Source organism: Arthrobacter sp. SD76, from assembly GCF_049726125.1.
GTDB lineage: Bacteria > Actinomycetota > Actinomycetes > Actinomycetales > Micrococcaceae > Arthrobacter > Arthrobacter nitrophenolicus.
On sequence record NZ_JBNBLR010000001.1, the window covers coordinates 1,208,112 to 1,224,760 of the forward strand.

The window sequence follows — 16,649 nt, forward strand, 5'->3', positions numbered from 1 at the left end:
GCCAGCCCAGGGCCGAAGCTCAGGCGTCCTGCGCCGCCACCGTAATCCGGACCTGGCCTTCCGGGGCCGCAGATCCTGCCAACCGTTGCGTTCGGTACGGTCCCAGCTGCGGCCTGCCACCTCCACCTGGGTCACGTCCAGGCCCTTGGCGTTGGCCACCGCCCAGTGCGCCACAGACCAGGCCTGGCTGCCGCTGGCTTCCACCACCACGGTCTGCCCCTCAACCGTGCTGCCCAAACCGTAGGCGCGGTCAAGTTCGGCCGAGACAGCGGTAGCGTCACCGGCTGATTCGCTGGAACGCAGCGTGCAGTGCACCGCCTCCGGTGCCTGGCCGGACAGGCCCGAGGCGAAGAACCTGCCCATGTCCTCGTGCTGGGCGTAGGCAGTGGGGTAGGCGGAGCGCTGGACCTGCTGCGCGGCGTCGGTGATCTCCATGGTTTCGTAGCCCGGAATCCGGACCAGCGCGTCATAGAAGGCGTTGACGGCGTAGTAGGGGTCCATGACCTGTTCCTCGGTGCCCCAGCCCTGCGACGGCCGCTGCTGGAAGAGTCCCCGCGAGTCCGGCCCGGCCTGGTCGCCGTGGCCGATGTTCCGCAGCTTGGACTCCTGCATGGCGGTAGCCAGGGCGATACTGGCCGCCCGCGGCGGCAGCCCCCGCTGGACCGCGACGGCGGTAATCAGGGAGGCGTTTACGGCCTGGTCGGGAGCCAGTTCGGCCGTCCGTTCACCGACCACGGCGGTGCAGCGCTCCGAGACAAGGGTCTCGGAGCGCTGCACGAAGAACACTGCTGCATAGATGCCGCCTGCTACCAGGGCGAGGGCCAGCAGGAGTACCGCGAGGCGGTGCAGGCCGCGTCTGCGTGCCACCGGGAATCAGTTGGCGTGCAGTGCGTCGTTCAGTTCCACGGTCTGGCCCTTACGGGGAAGAACCTCCACGGCACCGGTGGTGGAGTTGCGGCGGAACAGCAGGTTGGGGACCCCGGAGAGTTCCGCGGCCTTCACGATCTTGGTGGTGTCCTCGCCCACCTCGTCCTCGGGCCAGGCACCCGGACACGGGTGCCTGCCGTCACGTACAGTCCGGCCTCCACCACGGAGTCGTCGCCAATGCTGATTCCGACGCCGGAGTTGGCGCCCAGCAGCACACGCTCGCCAATGGTGATCTTTTCCTTGCCGCCGCCCGAGAGGGTGCCCATGATGGAGGCGCCGCCGCCCACATCGCTGCCGTCACCGGTGACGACGCCAGCCGAAATGCGGCCTTCCACCATGGAGGTGCCGAGGGTTCCGGCGTTGAAGTTCACGAAGCCCTCGTGCATGACCGTGGTGCCGGCGGCGAGGTGTGCGCCGAGGCGGACGCGGTCGGCGTCGGCGATGCGGACACCGGCGGGGACCACGTAGTCCACCATCCGCGGGAACTTGTCGATGCCGTAGACGGTGACGGGGCCGCGGCGGCGCAGCCGGGCGCGGGTCAGTTCGAAGCCTTCGACGGCGGCGGGGCCGAAGTTGGTCCAGACGACGTTGGGCAGCTTGCCGAAGATGCCGTCCAGGTTGATCGTGTTGGGCCGGACCAGGCGGTGCGAGAGCAGGTGGAGCCGGAGGTAGGCGTCGGCGGTGTCGGCGGGAGCCTCGTCGAGGTTGACCTGGACGAAGACCACCTTCTGCTCCGTGCCGCGGTCCTCGTCGGTGCCGTTTTCCGCGATCTGCGTCAGGGCCTCGTCGGCGTTCTCCACTGAACGCAGGTTTTCGGCGGCAACACCGAGGGCCGGTGCAGGGAACCAGACGTCCAGCACCGTTGCCTCGCCGTTGGCGGTGGCGACGGTGGCCACGCCGAAGCCATAGGCGGAGCGTTCGTCGGTGGAGGAGTTCAAGGTTTCGGGCACGGCAGAAGAAGCGGTCTCAGTCATGTGCTCCAGTCTATCGAGGGCCGGGCGCCGGGTTCGAACTAGACTGGCTTCGTGACTGCCGAAACCGCTCCGGACCCCGCCACAGCCCTCTCCACCCAGGACCCAGCCGGCACGCCGCGCCGGCCCGGCTGGATCTCCGGCAGGACGTGGCGCTGCTGACTGCGGCCATCATGGACATAGACAGCGTCTCCGGAAACGAGAAAGAACTCGCGGACGCTGTCGAAGCGGCCCTCCTGCAGATCCCCCAGCTCACCGTTGTCCGCGACGGTGATGCCATCATCGCCCGCACCGAGCTGGGGCATTCCGAGCGGGTCATCCTGGCCGGGCACCTGGACACCGTCCCGCTGCCGCTTGCCGAGAACGCGAAGGGCACTGTGCCTTCCAGCTGGGAGTCCGGCATCCGGGGGGAGGGGGTCCTCTACGGCCGCGGCGCCACCGACATGAAGGGCGGGGTGGCGGTGCAGCTTGCCCTGGCGGCAACAATGTTCGACGGCGGCGCGCAGCCCGGGCGGGACGTCACCTTCGTCTTCTACGACAACGAGGAAGTGGAAGCGGTGAAGAGCGGCCTCGGCCGCCTGGTCCGCAACCACGGAGAATTGCTGCACGGCGACTTCGCCATCCTCCTGGAACCCACAGACGGCACCGTAGAGGGTGGCTGCAACGGCACCAGCCGCTTCGAAGCGACAACCGTGGGGGAAGCGGCACACTCGGCCGGGCCTGGATGGGCAGCAACGCCATCCATGCCGCGGCGCCCATCCTCGCCCGGCTGGCAGCCTACGAGCCACAGACCATCACCGTCGACGGCCTTGACTACCGCGAAAGCCTCAACGCCGTGAGGATCAACGGCGGAACCGCCGGCAACGTCATTCCGGACCGCTGCGTGGTGGAGATCAACTACCGGTTTGCCCCGGACAAGACGCCCGACCAGGCGGAAGCGGTGGTGCGCGGACTGCTGGACGGCTTCAATGTGGTCCGTACCGATGCCGCGGCAGGCGCCCGGCCGGGCCTCCAGCACCCGGCCGCCGCGTCCTTCATTGCCGCCGTGGGAGGCGAGCCCAAGCCGAAATACGGCTGGACCGACGTCGCACGCTTCAGTGAGCTGGGCGTCCCGGCCGTGAACTTCGGTCCCGGGGACGCGCTGCTGGCGCACAAGGACAACGAACATGTCCACGCCGACGCCATCCGCAAATGCCTCGCGGCCCTGCAGGACTGGCTGGCGGGGACAAACGGACGATAAAACTCTCTGGATTAACTGGGAATGGCCCGGACCTGCCGGTCCGGGCCATTCCGTTTGGAACTGTTAGGGAACCGGGGCCTCGGCCTTTTCGGGTTCAGCCTTGGCCACACCTCCGGCGGCCTTCTTGGAACCGCGGCGCTCGATCCAGACGGCAAGCCGGGAGACGAGGATGTTGATGGCGATGTAGATCGCCGCCGCCACGAAGAAGATCGGGAACAGGAACTGCGTGCCCAGGAAGTCCGCCATGACCTGGACGGCACGCAGCAGCTCGCCGTAGGCCACGATGTAGCCGAGCGAGGTGTCCTTCAGGAGCACCACCATCTGTGCCACCAGGGACGGCATCATCCGGCGGATGGCCTGCGGAAGCTCAATGAGCATGCGCGACTTGAAGCTGGTCAGGCCGATAGCCAGGCCCGCTTCCCGCTGCCCGCGGGGCAGGGACTGCACGCCGGCGCGGATGATTTCGGCAAAGACCGCTGCGTTGTACAGCACCAGGCCGGTGACCACCGCGATGAACGGTGACGTGCCGAAGCCCAGCAGGACAAACAGCATCATCAGGACCACGGGCATGCCGCGGAGGAACTCCAGCACCACCCGGGTGGGGATCCGGATGATGGCCGCATCCGAAATCCTCAGCAGGCACAGCAGCAGGCCCAGGGGGAAGGCGATGACGGCCGCCAGGGCTGCCGCACTGAGTGTCGCGCCCAGGCCGTTGGCCAGGAGCGTCCAGACGTCGGCGCGGGTGAAGATCTGCCAGCGCCGGCCTTCGAAGATGCCCTGCTGGGCCAGGGTCATGATGATCCACGCAAGCAGGCCAAGGATCAGCAGCGAGCCCACGATGGAACCGATCAGGGAAACACGGCGGGCCTTGGGACCCGGAACGTCGTAAAGGACGGAGCTCATCGGGCGATCGCCACCTTTCGTTCCACCGTGCTGGCCAGGATGCCCAGCGGAACGGTGAGGAGCAGATAGAAGAATGCAGTGCCCAGCAGGACGGCGATGACGGCGTCACCGTTGGCGTTGGCCAGCTGGCGTCCGTAGCCGAACAGTTCGAGGACGAAGAACGCGCCGGCCACCGAGGAGTTCTTGACCAGGGCGATCAGGATGTTGATCAGCGGCGGGACCACCGTCCTCAGCGCCTGCGGAAGGATGATCAGGTTCAGGACCTGGCCGAACTTCATCCCGATGCTGCGGGCGGCCTCGGCCTGCCCCACCGGGACGCTGTTGACACCTGAGCGGACAGCTTCGGCGATGAACGCTGCGGTGTAGGTACTGAGGGCAATGATTGCTGCGACTTCGAACTGTTCGAACTTGACCCCGAGCCGGGGGAGGACGATCGCTGCGAAGAAGAAGGCGATGGTCAGCGGAGTGTTGCGGAGTACCTCCACGTAAACCGTGCTGAAGCCGCGGAGCGCAGCCACCGGGGAAACCCTGGCTGCCGCGAGCAGGGTGCCGAGCACCAGCGCGATGACCCCGGAAACGGCGGAAAGGAAAAGTGTGCGGAGAAAACCGTTCCAATACAGGGGGAGGTTTTCAAGAATGACGTCCATTGGATCCTTCGGCTGTGGGCGTGGACGGGGAAGCGGACGTTGCCGGGGCCGTCAGGCGGCCCCGGCAACGTGCGGCTGGTTTAGTAGCGGTCAATCTCGGGCAGGTCGGGAGCCGTCTTGATGACTGAACCTGCGGTTGCTTCCCAGGCCTTCTCGTAGGAGCCGTTCTCCTCGAACTTCTCCAGCTGGTCGTTGATCCAGTTGCGGAACTCGGTGTCACCCTTCTTCAGGCCGATGCCGTACGGTTCCTTGGTGAAGGTCTCGTCGGAAGCGAGCTTGAAGGCGTCCGGCTCCTTGTCCACGAAACCGGCCAGGATCACGTTGTCCGTGGTGATGGCTTCCACCTGCTTGTTGCGCAGCGGTTCAAGGCAGGCCGAGTAGGTAGCCGCCGGAACGAGTTCAGCCCCGTACTTGTCCACGATGGTGGCAGCGGGGGGTGGAACCGGTCACCGAGCAGACCTTCTTGCCCTTGACGTCTTCGGGGGTCTTGATGGTGTCGTTGTCCTTGTTGACCATCAGTGCCTGGCCGGCTTCGTAGTAAGGGCCGGCGAAGTCGACAACCTGCTTGCGCTTGTCGTTGATGGTGTAGGTAGCGATCACCAGGTCAACCTTGCCCTGCTCGATGAACGGTTCGCGGTTGGCGGATACGGTCTCGGACCATTCAATCTTGTCCGCGGGGATGCCCAGCTCAGCGGCGATAAGCTTTCCGATTTCGACGTCGAAACCAACAGGCTTGCCGTCAAGGCCCACCTGGCCGAACAGCGGCTGGTCGAACTTGGTGCCGATCTTGATGGTGCCGGCCGATGACAGCTTCTCCATGGTGGTGCCTGCCGCGAACGTGGGCTTTTCCGCCACAGTGGGATCATCCGTGGTCCCGGTGCCGCCGCCGCCACAGGCGCTCAGGGACAGGGCGAGGGCAGCGGTAGCCGCCACGAAGAATGACTTCCGCCTGGTAAATGCCTTCATGACATTCCTTTCATTGATGGCCGTGGGTCACGGCCTGGGTGCGAACTTGAGTGTGGTGGGTTCGGGTGTTGGGTGGCGCGGGTTTCAGTGCGTGAGGAGCTTGGAAAGGAAATCCTTGGCCCGGTCGCTCTTGGGGTTGGTAAAGAACTCCTCCGGGGTGTCGTCCTCGACGATCTGGCCGTCGGCCATGAAGACAACGCGGTCCGCGGCTTTGCGGGCGAAGCCCATCTCATGGGTGACGACGATCATGGTCATGCCCTCCTTGGCGAGCTGGATCATGACGTCCAGGACCTCATTGATCATCTCGGGGTCCAGCGCCGACGTGGGCTCGTCGAAGAGCATCACCTTGGGTTTCATGGCCAGGGCACGGGCGATGGCAACACGCTGCTGCTGGCCGCCTGAAAGCTGTGCCGGAAGCTTGGGCGCCTGGTGCCAACGCCCACGCGTTCCAGGAGCGCCATGGCGTCCTTGTCCGCGGTGCCCTTGGGAACACCCTTGACCTTGATGGGACCAAGCGTGACGTTCTCAAGGATGGTCTTGTGGGCAAAGAGGTTGAACGACTGGAAAACCATTCCGACGTCGGCACGGAGCTGGGCGAGTTCCTTGCCCTCCTCGGGAAGCACCTTCCCATCAATGCTGATGGTTCCGCTTTCGATGGTTTCCAGGCGGTTGATGGCGCGGCACAGCGTGGACTTACCGGAGCCGGACGGCCCGATGACCACAACCACCTCGCCCTTGCGGACCTGAAGATTAATGTCCTTCAAAACGTGCAGCTGGCCGTAATGCTTATTGACGGCCTGCAGGGAAACGAGGGTATCGCCGGGCACAAGAGTAGTCATAGGAAGAATCTAGCGAACTGCGGGTGGTTATGACGGGAATCACCCCAGGTTCCTGCGGATCGTGATTCAAGAGATACCTGCCACGGGAGGTTAGCCTAGGGGAATGAGCATCAATGCAGATCCGGCCAAGAACTCCCAGCCGCGCCGTAAGGGGCCCCTCGAGCTGCGCCGCAAGCAGGCGGCGGTGGAAATGTCGGACCAGCATCTGCTTGATACCAAGGGCCCCGGGCAGTTCGTCCACACGGATCCGTGGCGGGTCCTGCGAATCCAAAGCGAGTTCGTGGAGGGGTTCGGTGCGCTTGCGGACATCGGCAAGGCGGTCAGCGTCTTCGGTTCGGCACGCACCAAGCCGGGCAGCGCCTACTACGAAATGGGCGTCGAGGTCGGCCGGAAGCTGGCGGAGGCCGGCGTCGCGGTCATCACGGCGGGGGACCCGGGTCCATGGAGGCCGCGAACCGCGGAACGGTTGAAGGCAACGGCGTTTCCGTGGGGCTGGGCATTGAGCTGCCGTTCGAGCAGGGCCTGAACCAGTGGGTGGACCTGGGCATCAACTTCCGGTACTTCTTTGCCCGCAAGACCATGTTCGTCAAGTACGCCCAGGGGTTCATCGTGCTCCCCGGCGGCCTGGGAACCCTCGACGAACTGTTCGAGGCCATGGTGCTGGTGCAGACCCGGAAGGTGACGTCCTTCCCCATCGTCCTGCTCGGCGTCGAATTCTGGGGGCCCATGATCGACTGGATCCGGGGAACCCTGGTGGCCGAAGGAATGGTCTCCGAAAAGGACCTGGACCTGATACAGCTGGTGGACGATCCCGGCGAGGCTGTGAACCGCGTCCTGCAGGCGGGCATTACGCCGTCCCTTAACGGCGAGCAGCGGCCGGAGTAGCTTTACAGGCAGTCCAGGACGGCGGGCCGGGTCTGGCACGATGGAACGGTGAGCTTCTTTCTGGTTTTCCTTGCCATTGTGCTGGTTGGGGCAGTTGCCTGGGCCAGCCTGGGGCGCCGTGCCAGGGGTGCCGGTGACCGGCCGTTGCCGGTGCTGCTGGACGGCGGGTTCGAACAGCCCCCGGCCAATCTTCCCCCGGTGCTTCTGCCTGCCGGTGCCGCCCCCGAGGACGTGGACCGCGTCCGCTTCTCGCTGGGCCTCCGGGGCTACAGGATGGACCAGGTGGACCAGGTCCTCGACGAGCTCCGCGACCAGCTGGCAGCCAGGGAGCAGGAGGTGGAAGAGCTGCGCGCCCGGTTGCAGGCCTGTGAGAAGCAGCCTGCCGCCGGCAGCGGGGGATTGGATGGGGGATCGGACGGCGGCGGGTCCGCCGGAACGCCCGACGGCGGGAAGGCCACCTCAGGCGAGGACGGCCGGTGAGTACCGTGGCCCGGCGCAGGACGGGCATCGCTTCTTCCGCCCAGGCGCTGGCGGACCGGGCCGGAGCAGCGATGCGCAGCTGGCCGTGGTGGGCCCAGGTCTCGGCCATCTACATCAGTGCCAGGCTGGTCAGTGCGTGCATCTTCATGGCGGCCGCACTCCACCAGGGGCCCAACCCCTGCTTCCCGGCGAAGCCGGACTACTGGAACTTCATCAACATCTGGGACGCCCGCTGGTACGGCGAGGTGATCGCCAACGGCTATCCGTCGGTCCTGCCCACAGACGCCTCCGGCACCGTGCAGGAGAACGCCTGGGCTTTCTGACCCCCTGTTTCCCGCGCTCGCAGGAGGGCTGGGACGCCTTACGGGACTGGGCCCCGCGGCCTCACTCACCATCATCGCCATGCTGGCCGGCTGGGGTGCGGCACTGCTGGTCTACACCCTGTTCCGCCACAAGGCACCCCATGCTGCTGCGCTATGGGGGGTCGCCTTCTTCGCCACGTTCCCGGTATCGGCAGTGCTGCAGGTGCCGTACGCGGAGCCGCTGTCCCTGCTGCTCCTGGCGGGCGCCTTGCTGCTGGTGGTGCGCCGGCAGTACCTGTGGGCTGTTCCGGTGGTGGTGCTGCTCTGCCTGTCCCGTCCCGTGGGCGTACCCTTCGCGCTCATGCTCGGGCTCGTCATCGTCTTCCGGTTCCTGCAGCGGTTCCCCCTGTCCGGGGGTCTCCGCGGAGCGGGCTCACGCGTAGATGCAGGGGAAGCGCACTCCATCCGGGACCTTATCTCGCTGGCTGTGCTGACCGCTGTTGCAGGGGTCTCGGCCCTTGCCTGGCCCGCAGCGGCCTGGGCCGCGACGGGCGACTTCCAGGCCTACACCAAGACTGAAACGGCCTGGCGGGGACACGACCTGGTGCCGTTCAAGCCGTGGTTCGATGCCGGCGTCGACCTTTTCGGTCCCGTGCTGGGGCTCCTTGCGCCGTTTGTTTTCGTTGCCCTGTTCGGGCTGATGCTGTTCCTTCCGCCCGTGGTGCGCCTCGGCGTCGAACTCCGGCTGTGGTGCGCCTGCTACATGGGCTACCTCGTGGCATTCCTGCATCCGCAAACCAGTACCTTCCGCATGCTGCTCCCGCTGTTTCCGCTCGCGCTCGGGGCCGTGCTGCTGTCCAGGTCAAGGGCCTATCGGGGAACGGTGGTCACCATGTTCCTGCTGCTCCAGATCGTGTGGATCGTGTGGCTTTGGGCTTGGGCGCAATTGCCGGGCGGCGGAGATTACCCGCCCTAGTTCCGGAAACTCCCCCCGCAGGTCAGCGCGGGAATATAGGCACACCGAAAATCTCCATCGATTAGCTACGTGCGGGTAATTCCGCGATAATGGTAAGTAAGCAAGGACAAAAAGCATTCAGAATACGCGCAGCCTTGGCGGTAAAAGCAGCCCGCCATAGCGGCTTGATCGACATGCGGACACAGCCCGCCCGGGCTGATCAGTCCTGGGACAAAATGGAGGGGAATTCCTCATGGCGGCGATGAAACCACGCACCGGCGACGGCCCAATGGAAGTCACCAAGGAGGGCCGCAGCCTGATCATGCGCGTCCCGCTCGAGGGCGGCGGGCGCCTTGTGGTCGAACTGAACGCTGCCGAGGCGGCAAACCTCAAGGAATGCCTGGTAGGCGTTACCGAATAATCGTGCCGGACAGGGTCCGCAGCTTGCAGCTGCGGACCCTGTCCTTTCTATTGCGCCTGTTACGGACGCTATTTCTTGACGGCCACCAGCAGGCCGTCTCCGGTGGGAAGCATTGCCGACGCCAGCCGTTCGTCGTCGCGGATGGCTTTCCCCACCTGGCGGAGCACCACCGTGGTTGCCTCGCGTCCCGCAGGGTTGGCCACTTTGTCCTTGTCCAGGGCATCGTTGATGATCAGCAGCCCGGACCGCTTCAGGAGCCGGATGGCCTGCTCCACATAACCGGGCAGGCCCGGCTTGTCCGCATCGATGAACACCAGGTCGTACGCTGCGTCCGTCAGCCGCGGCAGCACATCACCGGCGCGGCCGGAGATGGTCCGGGTGCGGTTGGCGGGGCTGCCGGCCTCGGCGAAAGCCTCACGGGCAGCCTTGAGGTGTTCGACGTCGACATCGATAGTGGTCAGGACCGCCTGCTGACCAAGCCCGCGGAGGAGGCATACGCCGGACACCCCGGCGCCGGTGCCGATTTCGACGGCGGTCTGCGCCTTCGAGGCCGCGGCGAGGACGGTGAGGACAGCCCCGACGCCCGGCCCGATGGGCGTGACCCCCAGTTCGAAGGAGCGCTCCCTGGCCCGAAGCATGACCTCATCCTCAGCGGGCAGATCTTCTGCATAGGACCAGCTGATGGACTTGTCGGCGCTCATGAATATTCGCTTTCTGGGCGGAAGGGGGGAGTGTCTCCTACAGCCTACTGTGTTCCGGCGAAACGGCAGCGGAGGCGGGCTGTTGCGCCCACGGCTGAAATGTCCGGCAGTCAGGAAATTCCCAGCCAAGTTTGAAATGATAATTATCCGCTCATCCAAAAGGTGATCGGCGCCGAATCAGAGATGTCAACAGTATCCGGGCGTTAGCATTCCACGAGGGGAGTGGACGATGTCATCTTCAGTTGTGGCACCTGTCCCTGCAACAAATAATCCCGACGCCGATTGGGTCCGTCCTACCTGGGAAGAGGTAGTCACCAACCACTCGGCCAAAGTGTACCGGCTGGCCTACCGCCTGACAGGCAACAAGTTCGACGCCGAAGACCTCACCCAGGAGGTGTTCGTCCGGGTGTTCCGGTCGCTGGACAACTTCAAGCCCGGAACGCTCGACGGCTGGCTCCACCGCATCACCACCAACCTGTTCCTGGACCAGGCGCGGCGCAAGACCCGCATCCGGTTCGATGCGCTGGCCGAGGACGCGGAGTCACGCCTGCCGGGGCGCGAGCCGGGGCCGGAGCAGAGCTTTGAGCTGAACAACCTGGACCTGGACGTCCAGGCTGCGCTGGAAGAACTGCCGCCGGACTTCCGGGCCGCCGTTGTCCTGTGCGACCTGGAGGGACTGTCCTACGACGAGGTGGCGGAGGCGCTGGGCGTGAAGCTGGGCACCGTCCGGTCCCGCATCCACCGCGGCCGCACCATGCTCCGGGAGAAGCTCGCCCACCGGGACCCGCGTCCGCAGCAGACGCGGCGCAAGCTTTCCATGCCGCGCATAGCAGGCATCCTCTGATCGGCGCATGAGGTCCCGTTTCCCCCTCGGCGGCAGGCACCAGAGAACCCCCGGCCATCTTTCGGCGTGCCATGAATGTGCCTCTGCCGTGCGCCGTGAACGCCAGTACCTGGAGCGGCTGAGGCAGGCGCCCATCCCCCCGGCCAGCGACGACCTGACCGCGCGCCTGCTCGCACGCACGTCGGTACTGGCTGCAGAGCCACTGCCAGTGGCCACGCACGCTCCGGCGCCGCGGACTGCAGTCCGGATGCTGGCAGTCACGGCCGGAAGCACTGTTGCGGCCGCCGGCGTCCTGGCCGTAGGCGCCTTCGCTGCCGCCGGCGACCCGGAACCCACGGCCGGCGCAGCCACCTCGGCGGCGCTGTCCCAGGTCTCCTCGCAGACTCCCGCGGACGGCCGGGCGCTGACGGAGGAACAGCTCGGCAGGCTGCGGGCCGAGGGCTGGGCGTGCCCGGAGCTGGAAGCAATGGGCTTCCATCTCGAGTCCGCCAGGGCAGTGGTCGTCGACGGCCAGCCCGCTGTGTCCCTGCGGCTCACCGACGGCTCCCATTACGCCACCGTCACCGAGCAGCACGCCACCGGCGCCCAGGGCCAGGCCGTCTCCGGCCAGCACGGCAGCCCGCTGCAACTGGGCGGGACCTCGCCATGGACGGCCACCTACCGGACACCTGCCCGCACTTTCACCTACGAGTCCAACCTCCCCGCAGACCAGGCGGATGACGCCGTGCCGATCCTGCAGCAGCTGGGCAACCAGTCCACTGCCGGGGTGGCGGCCGCCGCCGGCCAGGAACCGGACGGGTCCGGACACGGGGAGTCCCTCGGCGCACGGATGCAGCGCGGGATCAACAACATCGTTGCCCTTCTTACCCGGTGATACAGGTATGGTCCGTACCCGCGGGACGGAAATCGTCACCGGCAGCCCGGAGAGGGTAATCTTCCTAAAGTGTTTGGAATCAACGGCCCGGAGTTCTTTCTTCTGCTGCTCATCGGCATCCTGGTGATCGGCCCCCAAAGGCTGCCCGAATACACCCAGAAACTGGCGAACCTGGTCAAGGAAGTCCGCCGCATGGCGTCCGGCGCCCGCGAGCAGATCAAGGAAGAAGTGGGCATCGACATCGATGATGTCGACTGGAAGAAGTACGATCCCCGCCAGTACGATCCCCGGCGCATCATCAAGGAAGCGCTTCTCGACGACGATTCCAAACCCGTCAGTGCGGGAGCACCCGCCGCAGTGGCCGCCGTCTCCGGAGCGGCAGCCGTTGCCGCCGTGGATGCGGCTCCGGCACGGCCGCAGCGCGTGGTGCAGTCCCTCCCGCCAGGCGAAGCCGCGCCGTACGATACCGAAGCCACCTAGGAATCCCGCGCTTCACCATCCGCGGCCTCGGACCGGCCCGATTATCAGCGCGGCTGGAGCCCCAGTTTCATGCCCGCCAGGCCCCGCGGCACCGCAGCCAGCCGGCCGGCGATCCCTGACAAGGCAGCAGCCGCAGGCGTTCCCGGCTGGCCAATCACGATCGGAACTCCCGTGTCGCCCCCTTCACGGAGCTGGATGTCCAGGGGAATCTGTCCCAGCAGCGGCACCTCCGCGCCCACGGTGGCCGTCAGCCTTTCGGCGAGGACCGCGCCGCCGCCGCTTCCGAACAATTCCATCCGGCCGCCGTCGGGCATCTCCAGGTAGGACATGTTCTCGATGACGCCTGCCACCTTCTGCCCCGTCTGGGTGGCGATGGCGCCGGCGCGTTCGGCGACGTCCGCTGCCGCGGCCTGGGGAGTGGTCACCACCAGGATCTCGGCCTTGGGCAGCAGCTGGGCCACCGAAATGGCGATGTCCCCGGTGCCGGGCGGAAGGTCGAGGAACAAGGCATCCAGGTCGCCGAAGTAGACGTCCGTAAGGAACTGCTCCAGGGCGCGGTGCAGCATGGGCCCGCGCCAGGCCACGGGCTGGTTGCCCGTGACGAACATGCCGATGGAGATCACCTTCACGCCGTAGGCGACGGGCGGCAGGATCATGTCGTCCACGCGGGTGGGTGACTGGGTGATTCCCATCAGGGCAGGAACGGAAAAGCCATAGACATCCGCGTCCACGATGCCCACCCGCAGGCCCTGGGCGGCCATGGCGCACGCAAGGTTCACGGTGACGGAAGACTTCCCCACGCCGCCCTTTCCGCTGGCCACGGCGAAGACCTTGGTGAGGGATTCGGGCTGGTTGAACGGGATGCCACGCTGGCCGCCGGCGCCGCGGAGCTTTTCCTTGAGGGCGTCCCGCTGCGCCTGGTCCATGACTTTCAGGTCCACGTCGACGGCGGTGACGCCCGGTACAGCCCCCAGCGCCTTTTCGGAGTCGGCGGTGATGGTGTCCCTCAGCGGGCAGCCGGCAATGGTGAGCAGAACGGTCAGGCTGACCCTGCCGTCGTCGGAGACCGTTACCGAGTCCACCATTCCCAGTTCCGTGATGGGACGCCTCAGCTCGGGGTCGATGACGGTGGAAAGCGCAGCCGTGACTGCATCGGCCAACCCGGAGTTGGCGGTACGTTCATTCATTAACGGTCCTGGTTGGAGTGGCCGGGCTTAATCCGGGGGATCTGCTGCGTTCGAGGATTGCGCTGCCGGTCGCGCTGCTCGCGCAGCTTGTCCTTGACCTTGTCCTTGGGGGACTCGTGGCTGCCCGGGCCCGTCTGGTCATGGCTGCGCAGTTCCTCCTGCGCCTCCAAGATGTCTTCGAGCAGTGACCGCAGCTCGGCCCGGACGTAGTCGCGGGTGGCCACCTCACGCAGTGCGATCCGCAGCGACGCCAGTTCCCGGGTGAGGTACTCAGTGTCGGACAGGTTGCGTTCGGCACGCTGACGGTCCTGCTGCAGCGACACCCGGTCCCGGTCGTCCTGCCGGTTCTGGGCCAGCAGCAGCAGGGGCGCAGCGTACGAGGCCTGCAGCGACAGCATCAGGGTCAGCAGGGTGAACCCGAGGTCCTTGGAATCGAACTGCCACTCCAGCGGAGCCCACGTGTTCCAAGCGAGCCAGACGACGACGAACACCGTCATGTAGACCAGGAACTGCGGCGTTCCCATGAAGCGGGCGAAACCTTCGGTGGCATGGCCGAAAGCGTCCGGATCCGGGGAGAACTGGGCAGGATCCGCTGGCGTCCGCTCAGCGGCGTGTCCAGGCTGCCGCCCTTCGCCGTACCCCGGCCGGGACCCTTGGTTCGGGTTCTTTGGAGCGCTGCTGTCAGCCAATGCGTCCACCGAGCTTTCTTATCGGGGCTTCGCCATCATGGGCGCGCCAATCATCCGGCAACAGATGATCAAGGACGTCATCAACAGTCACCGCCCCCACAAGGCGGCCGGTGTGGTTGACCACCGGGAGGGAGTTCAGGTTGTACGTTGCGAGGGTCCGGGCCACCTCGCTGATGTGTGCCTGGTCGGACAAAGGCTCCAGGTTCTTGTCCACCAGGTTTCCCAGGGGCTCGTACGGGGGAAAGCGGAGCAGCTGCTGGATGTGCACCACGCCCAGGAAACGTCCCGTGGGGGTTTCCAGCGGCGGCCGGGCAATGAAGATGGAGGAGGCCAGGGCCGGGGACAGTTCCTCCCGGCGGACATGCGCCAGCGCCTCTGCCACGGTGGCCTCCGGCGGCAGGATGACCGGCACCGGCGTCATCAGGCCGCCCGCGGTGTCCTCGTCATATTCCAGCAGGCGCCGGACGTCCTCGGCGCCCTCCGGCTCCATCAGCTGCAGGAGCTCCTCCGCCTGCGCGGAGGGAAGCTCGCCGAGGAGGTCTGCGGCGTCATCCGGATCCATCTCTTCCAGCACGTCGGCGGCGCGCTGGACGTCCAGGGCGGAGAGGATCTCCACCTGGTCGTCCTCCGGGAGTTCCTGCAGGACGTCGGCCAGTCGCTCGTCCTGGAGCTCGCTGGCCACCTCGAAGCGGCGTTTGTCGCTCATTTCCTGGAGGGCCTCGGCGAAGTCTGCGGGCTTGAGGTCCTCGTGGTTTGCCACGAACTGGGTGGCGGCCTGCGGCTCCGTGCGCGGGCCCTGCGAGGCGTCTGCCCAGTCAATGATCAGGGTCTCGTTGCGGCGCAGCCGGCTGAGGGGGACAGCGAATGTCCGCGCCGGACGAACAGCTTGCTGACGAACCAGTCGCCGGAGCGGCCCTGGTCCATGGCGATGTCTTCGATGGTGGCGTCGCCGCTGCCGTCACGCAGGGTAACGCGGCGGTCGAACATCTCGGCCACCACCAGCGTTTCCGCACCGCGCTGCTCAAAGCGCCGCAGGTTCACCAGGCCGGTACAGATAATCTGGCTCTGGTCGATGGAGGTGATGCGCGTCATCGGAACGAACACACGCTTCTTCCCCGGCACCTCCACCACGATGCCCACCACATGCGGGGCGCCCTGGGTTCCGCGGGACAGCACAACAACATCGCGCAGCCGGCCCAGCCGGTCACCCAGCGGGTCGAAGACGTCGAGTCCCAGCAGGCGCGCAACGAAGACGCGGGTAGGTGTTGTGCTCACTCCTACAGGCTACCGAGTCTGCTCTCTTTTAGCTGAATTCCCAGGCAGCATGCATGCTGATGGGCAAGAATGGGGGTATGGCAAACATTTTTGGTGCTCCCAAGGCAGGTGGCCCCAACGGCATGGACGAAGCCAGGGCCGTTCCCACCGGCGACACCGTCGGCTCCTACAACTCTTACCTGGATGCCCAGAAGGCGGTGGACTACCTCGCGGACCAGCAGTTCCCGGTTCAGATGGTATCCATCGTGGGCAACGAACTGAAGATGGTGGAGCGGGTGACGGGGCGCCTGAGCTACCCCCGGGTGGCTCTTTCGGGAGCGTTGAGCGGCATGTGGTTCGGCCTGTTCGTCGGTGTGCTGCTGTCCTTCTTCGCACCGTCGCCGGGGTACTTCTCCATCCTTACCTCCGTGCTAATGGGCGCTGCGTTCTTCATGCTGTTTGGCATCGTCACCTACGCCATGCAGCGCGGCAAGCGGGACTTCACCTCCACCAGCCAGGTGGTTGCCACCAGCTACGACGTCATCGTGTCGCCGGAGGCCGCCCATGAGGCCCGCCGGCTGCTGCAGCAGCTCCCGATGACCCGTTCCGATGCGGCCGCCGGCAGCGGACCCTACACGCAGCGTGACTACTACAACCAGCCGTACCAGCCGGACCAGCACCACCAGCAGCCGGGGCAGGGACCTGCACGCCCGTCCGGCTGGCAGGACCCGTACGGCCAGTCCACGGGGTCTTCCGCACAGGACGGCGGCCACCCAGGCGGCCAGCAGCAGGGCGGCCAGGATTACGACGGCGGCCCGCGCCAGGAGCAGGCACCCGCGCCGGCGCGTTCGGTCCGTTACCCGGACCTGCCGGATGGCCGGCCGCAGTACGGCGTCCGGCTGCCCAGGCTCCCGCCGCCGGGCCTGCCCAGCCCGGCGCTGCTCCCGTTTCGGGACACCCCGAGGAAACGGCCCAGGGCGAGAACCTGCCGGGTACCGAGGGCGGCCATGGCCCTGAAGGACCGCAGCGGCCGGCGGATCCGCGCCAGTAGGCGCGTCCCGTTCGCAACAAAGCGGGGCCACCC

10 protein-coding genes and 9 pseudogenes are annotated in these 16,649 nt (G+C 66.4%); 9 read left to right on the forward strand and 10 right to left on the reverse strand.

The features are described 5' to 3' along the window. Window positions 1-19: 19 nt before the first annotated feature. Window positions 20-867: pseudogene (locus tag ACPEE0_RS06005) on the reverse strand (hypothetical protein). 6 nt (window positions 868-873) lie between these two features. Further along, window positions 874-1,901: pseudogene (gene dapD, locus ACPEE0_RS06010) on the reverse strand (2,3,4,5-tetrahydropyridine-2,6-dicarboxylate N-succinyltransferase). 128 nt (window positions 1,902-2,029) lie between these two features. On the opposite strand from dapD, the pseudogene dapE reads away from it, so the two are divergent. Then, window positions 2,030-3,138: pseudogene (dapE, locus tag ACPEE0_RS06015) on the forward strand (succinyl-diaminopimelate desuccinylase). Window positions 3,139-3,201: 63 nt separating this feature from the next. Here the strand turns inward: dapE and ACPEE0_RS06020 are convergent. From ACPEE0_RS06020 to ACPEE0_RS06035, 4 genes and pseudogenes are all read right to left on the reverse strand, one after another. After that, the gene (locus ACPEE0_RS06020; RefSeq protein WP_133346000.1) at window positions 3,202-4,041 is read right to left on the reverse strand and encodes an amino acid ABC transporter permease; all 840 of its coding nucleotides are present in this window, start codon (window positions 4,039-4,041) and stop codon (window positions 3,202-3,204) included. Beyond that, complete coding sequence (locus ACPEE0_RS06025; RefSeq protein ID WP_009357725.1) at window positions 4,038-4,688, reverse strand: amino acid ABC transporter permease; 651 nt, start codon at window positions 4,686-4,688, stop codon at window positions 4,038-4,040. The genes ACPEE0_RS06020 and ACPEE0_RS06025 overlap by 4 nt, the downstream gene beginning before the upstream one ends. Before the next feature lie 80 nt (window positions 4,689-4,768). Further along, window positions 4,769-5,654 (reverse strand): annotated as a pseudogene (locus tag ACPEE0_RS06030) (glutamate ABC transporter substrate-binding protein). 84 nt (window positions 5,655-5,738) lie between these two features. Beyond that, window positions 5,739-6,493, reverse strand: a pseudogene (locus tag ACPEE0_RS06035) (amino acid ABC transporter ATP-binding protein). Between the two features lie 103 nt (window positions 6,494-6,596). Here ACPEE0_RS06035 and ACPEE0_RS06040 point away from each other — a divergent pair. The 4 genes and pseudogenes from ACPEE0_RS06040 (at window position 6,597) to ACPEE0_RS06055 (ending at window position 9,536) form a co-directional block, all read left to right on the forward strand. Further along, a pseudogene (locus ACPEE0_RS06040) lies at window positions 6,597-7,378 on the forward strand (TIGR00730 family Rossman fold protein). 48 nt (window positions 7,379-7,426) lie between these two features. Next, a complete protein-coding gene (locus ACPEE0_RS06045) occupies window positions 7,427-7,858 on the forward strand; it encodes a DivIVA domain-containing protein (RefSeq protein WP_009357722.1) in 432 nt (143 codons plus the stop codon). Beyond that, window positions 7,855-9,136: pseudogene (locus ACPEE0_RS06050) on the forward strand (hypothetical protein). The gene ACPEE0_RS06045 and the pseudogene ACPEE0_RS06050 overlap by 4 nt, the downstream one beginning before the upstream one ends. A gap of 232 nt (window positions 9,137-9,368) precedes the next feature. Continuing rightward, window positions 9,369-9,536: a DUF3117 domain-containing protein gene (locus ACPEE0_RS06055; protein WP_009357720.1), complete on the forward strand. Its 168-nt coding sequence runs from the start codon at window positions 9,369-9,371 to the stop codon at window positions 9,534-9,536. Window positions 9,537-9,604: 68 nt separating this feature from the next. Here the strand turns inward: ACPEE0_RS06055 and ACPEE0_RS06060 are convergent, their stop codons facing one another. Continuing rightward, on the reverse strand, window positions 9,605-10,237 hold the full coding sequence (locus ACPEE0_RS06060; protein WP_009357719.1) for an O-methyltransferase: 633 nt from the start codon (window positions 10,235-10,237) through the stop codon (window positions 9,605-9,607). A 229-nt stretch (window positions 10,238-10,466) separates the two neighbouring features. Between ACPEE0_RS06060 and sigE the strand changes: the two genes are divergently transcribed. From sigE to ACPEE0_RS06075, 3 genes are all read left to right on the forward strand, one after another. After that, on the forward strand, window positions 10,467-11,081 hold the full coding sequence (gene sigE, locus ACPEE0_RS06065; RefSeq protein WP_035752576.1) for an RNA polymerase sigma factor SigE: 615 nt from the start codon (window positions 10,467-10,469) through the stop codon (window positions 11,079-11,081). An 88-nt stretch (window positions 11,082-11,169) separates the two neighbouring features. Beyond that, the gene (locus ACPEE0_RS06070) at window positions 11,170-11,955 is read left to right on the forward strand and encodes a hypothetical protein (protein WP_009357717.1); all 786 of its coding nucleotides are present in this window, start codon (window positions 11,170-11,172) and stop codon (window positions 11,953-11,955) included. 69 nt (window positions 11,956-12,024) lie between these two features. Continuing rightward, a complete protein-coding gene (locus ACPEE0_RS06075) occupies window positions 12,025-12,435 on the forward strand; it encodes a twin arginine-targeting protein translocase TatB (RefSeq protein ID WP_009357716.1) in 411 nt (136 codons plus the stop codon). Window positions 12,436-12,479: 44 nt separating this feature from the next. On the opposite strand, the gene ACPEE0_RS06080 is transcribed toward ACPEE0_RS06075, so the two are convergent. From ACPEE0_RS06080 to ACPEE0_RS06090, 3 genes and pseudogenes are all read right to left on the reverse strand, one after another. After that, complete coding sequence (locus ACPEE0_RS06080) at window positions 12,480-13,622, reverse strand: Mrp/NBP35 family ATP-binding protein (protein ID WP_009357715.1); 1,143 nt, start codon at window positions 13,620-13,622, stop codon at window positions 12,480-12,482. After that, entirely contained in the window at window positions 13,622-14,320 is a 699-nt protein-coding gene (locus ACPEE0_RS06085; protein WP_424574148.1) for a DUF1003 domain-containing protein, read from the reverse strand. The genes ACPEE0_RS06080 and ACPEE0_RS06085 overlap by 1 nt, the downstream gene beginning before the upstream one ends. Beyond that, window positions 14,304-15,586, reverse strand: a pseudogene (locus ACPEE0_RS06090) (magnesium transporter MgtE N-terminal domain-containing protein). Before ACPEE0_RS06090 ends, ACPEE0_RS06085 begins: the two are co-directional and overlap by 17 nt. A 77-nt stretch (window positions 15,587-15,663) precedes the next feature. On the opposite strand from ACPEE0_RS06090, the pseudogene ACPEE0_RS06095 reads away from it, so the two are divergent. Beyond that, window positions 15,664-16,616: pseudogene (locus ACPEE0_RS06095) on the forward strand (general stress protein). Window positions 16,617-16,649: the final 33 nt, after the last annotated feature.

Bases quoted from the DNA above. Each gene is read 5' to 3' on its own strand.
- ACPEE0_RS06020 (WP_133346000.1), bottom strand. From the start codon at position 4,041: ATGAGCTCCGTCCTTTACGACGTTCCGGGTCCCAAGGCCCGCCGTGTT.
- ACPEE0_RS06025 (WP_009357725.1), bottom strand. From the start codon at position 4,688: ATGGACGTCATTCTTGAAAACCTCCCCCTGTATTGGAACGGTTTTCTC.
- ACPEE0_RS06055 (WP_009357720.1), top strand. From the start codon at position 9,369: ATGGCGGCGATGAAACCACGCACCGGCGACGGCCCAATGGAAGTCACC.
- ACPEE0_RS06060 (WP_009357719.1), bottom strand. From the start codon at position 10,237: ATGAGCGCCGACAAGTCCATCAGCTGGTCCTATGCAGAAGATCTGCCC.
- sigE (WP_035752576.1), top strand. From the start codon at position 10,467: ATGTCATCTTCAGTTGTGGCACCTGTCCCTGCAACAAATAATCCCGAC.
- ACPEE0_RS06080 (WP_009357715.1), bottom strand. From the start codon at position 13,622: ATGAATGAACGTACCGCCAACTCCGGGTTGGCCGATGCAGTCACGGCT.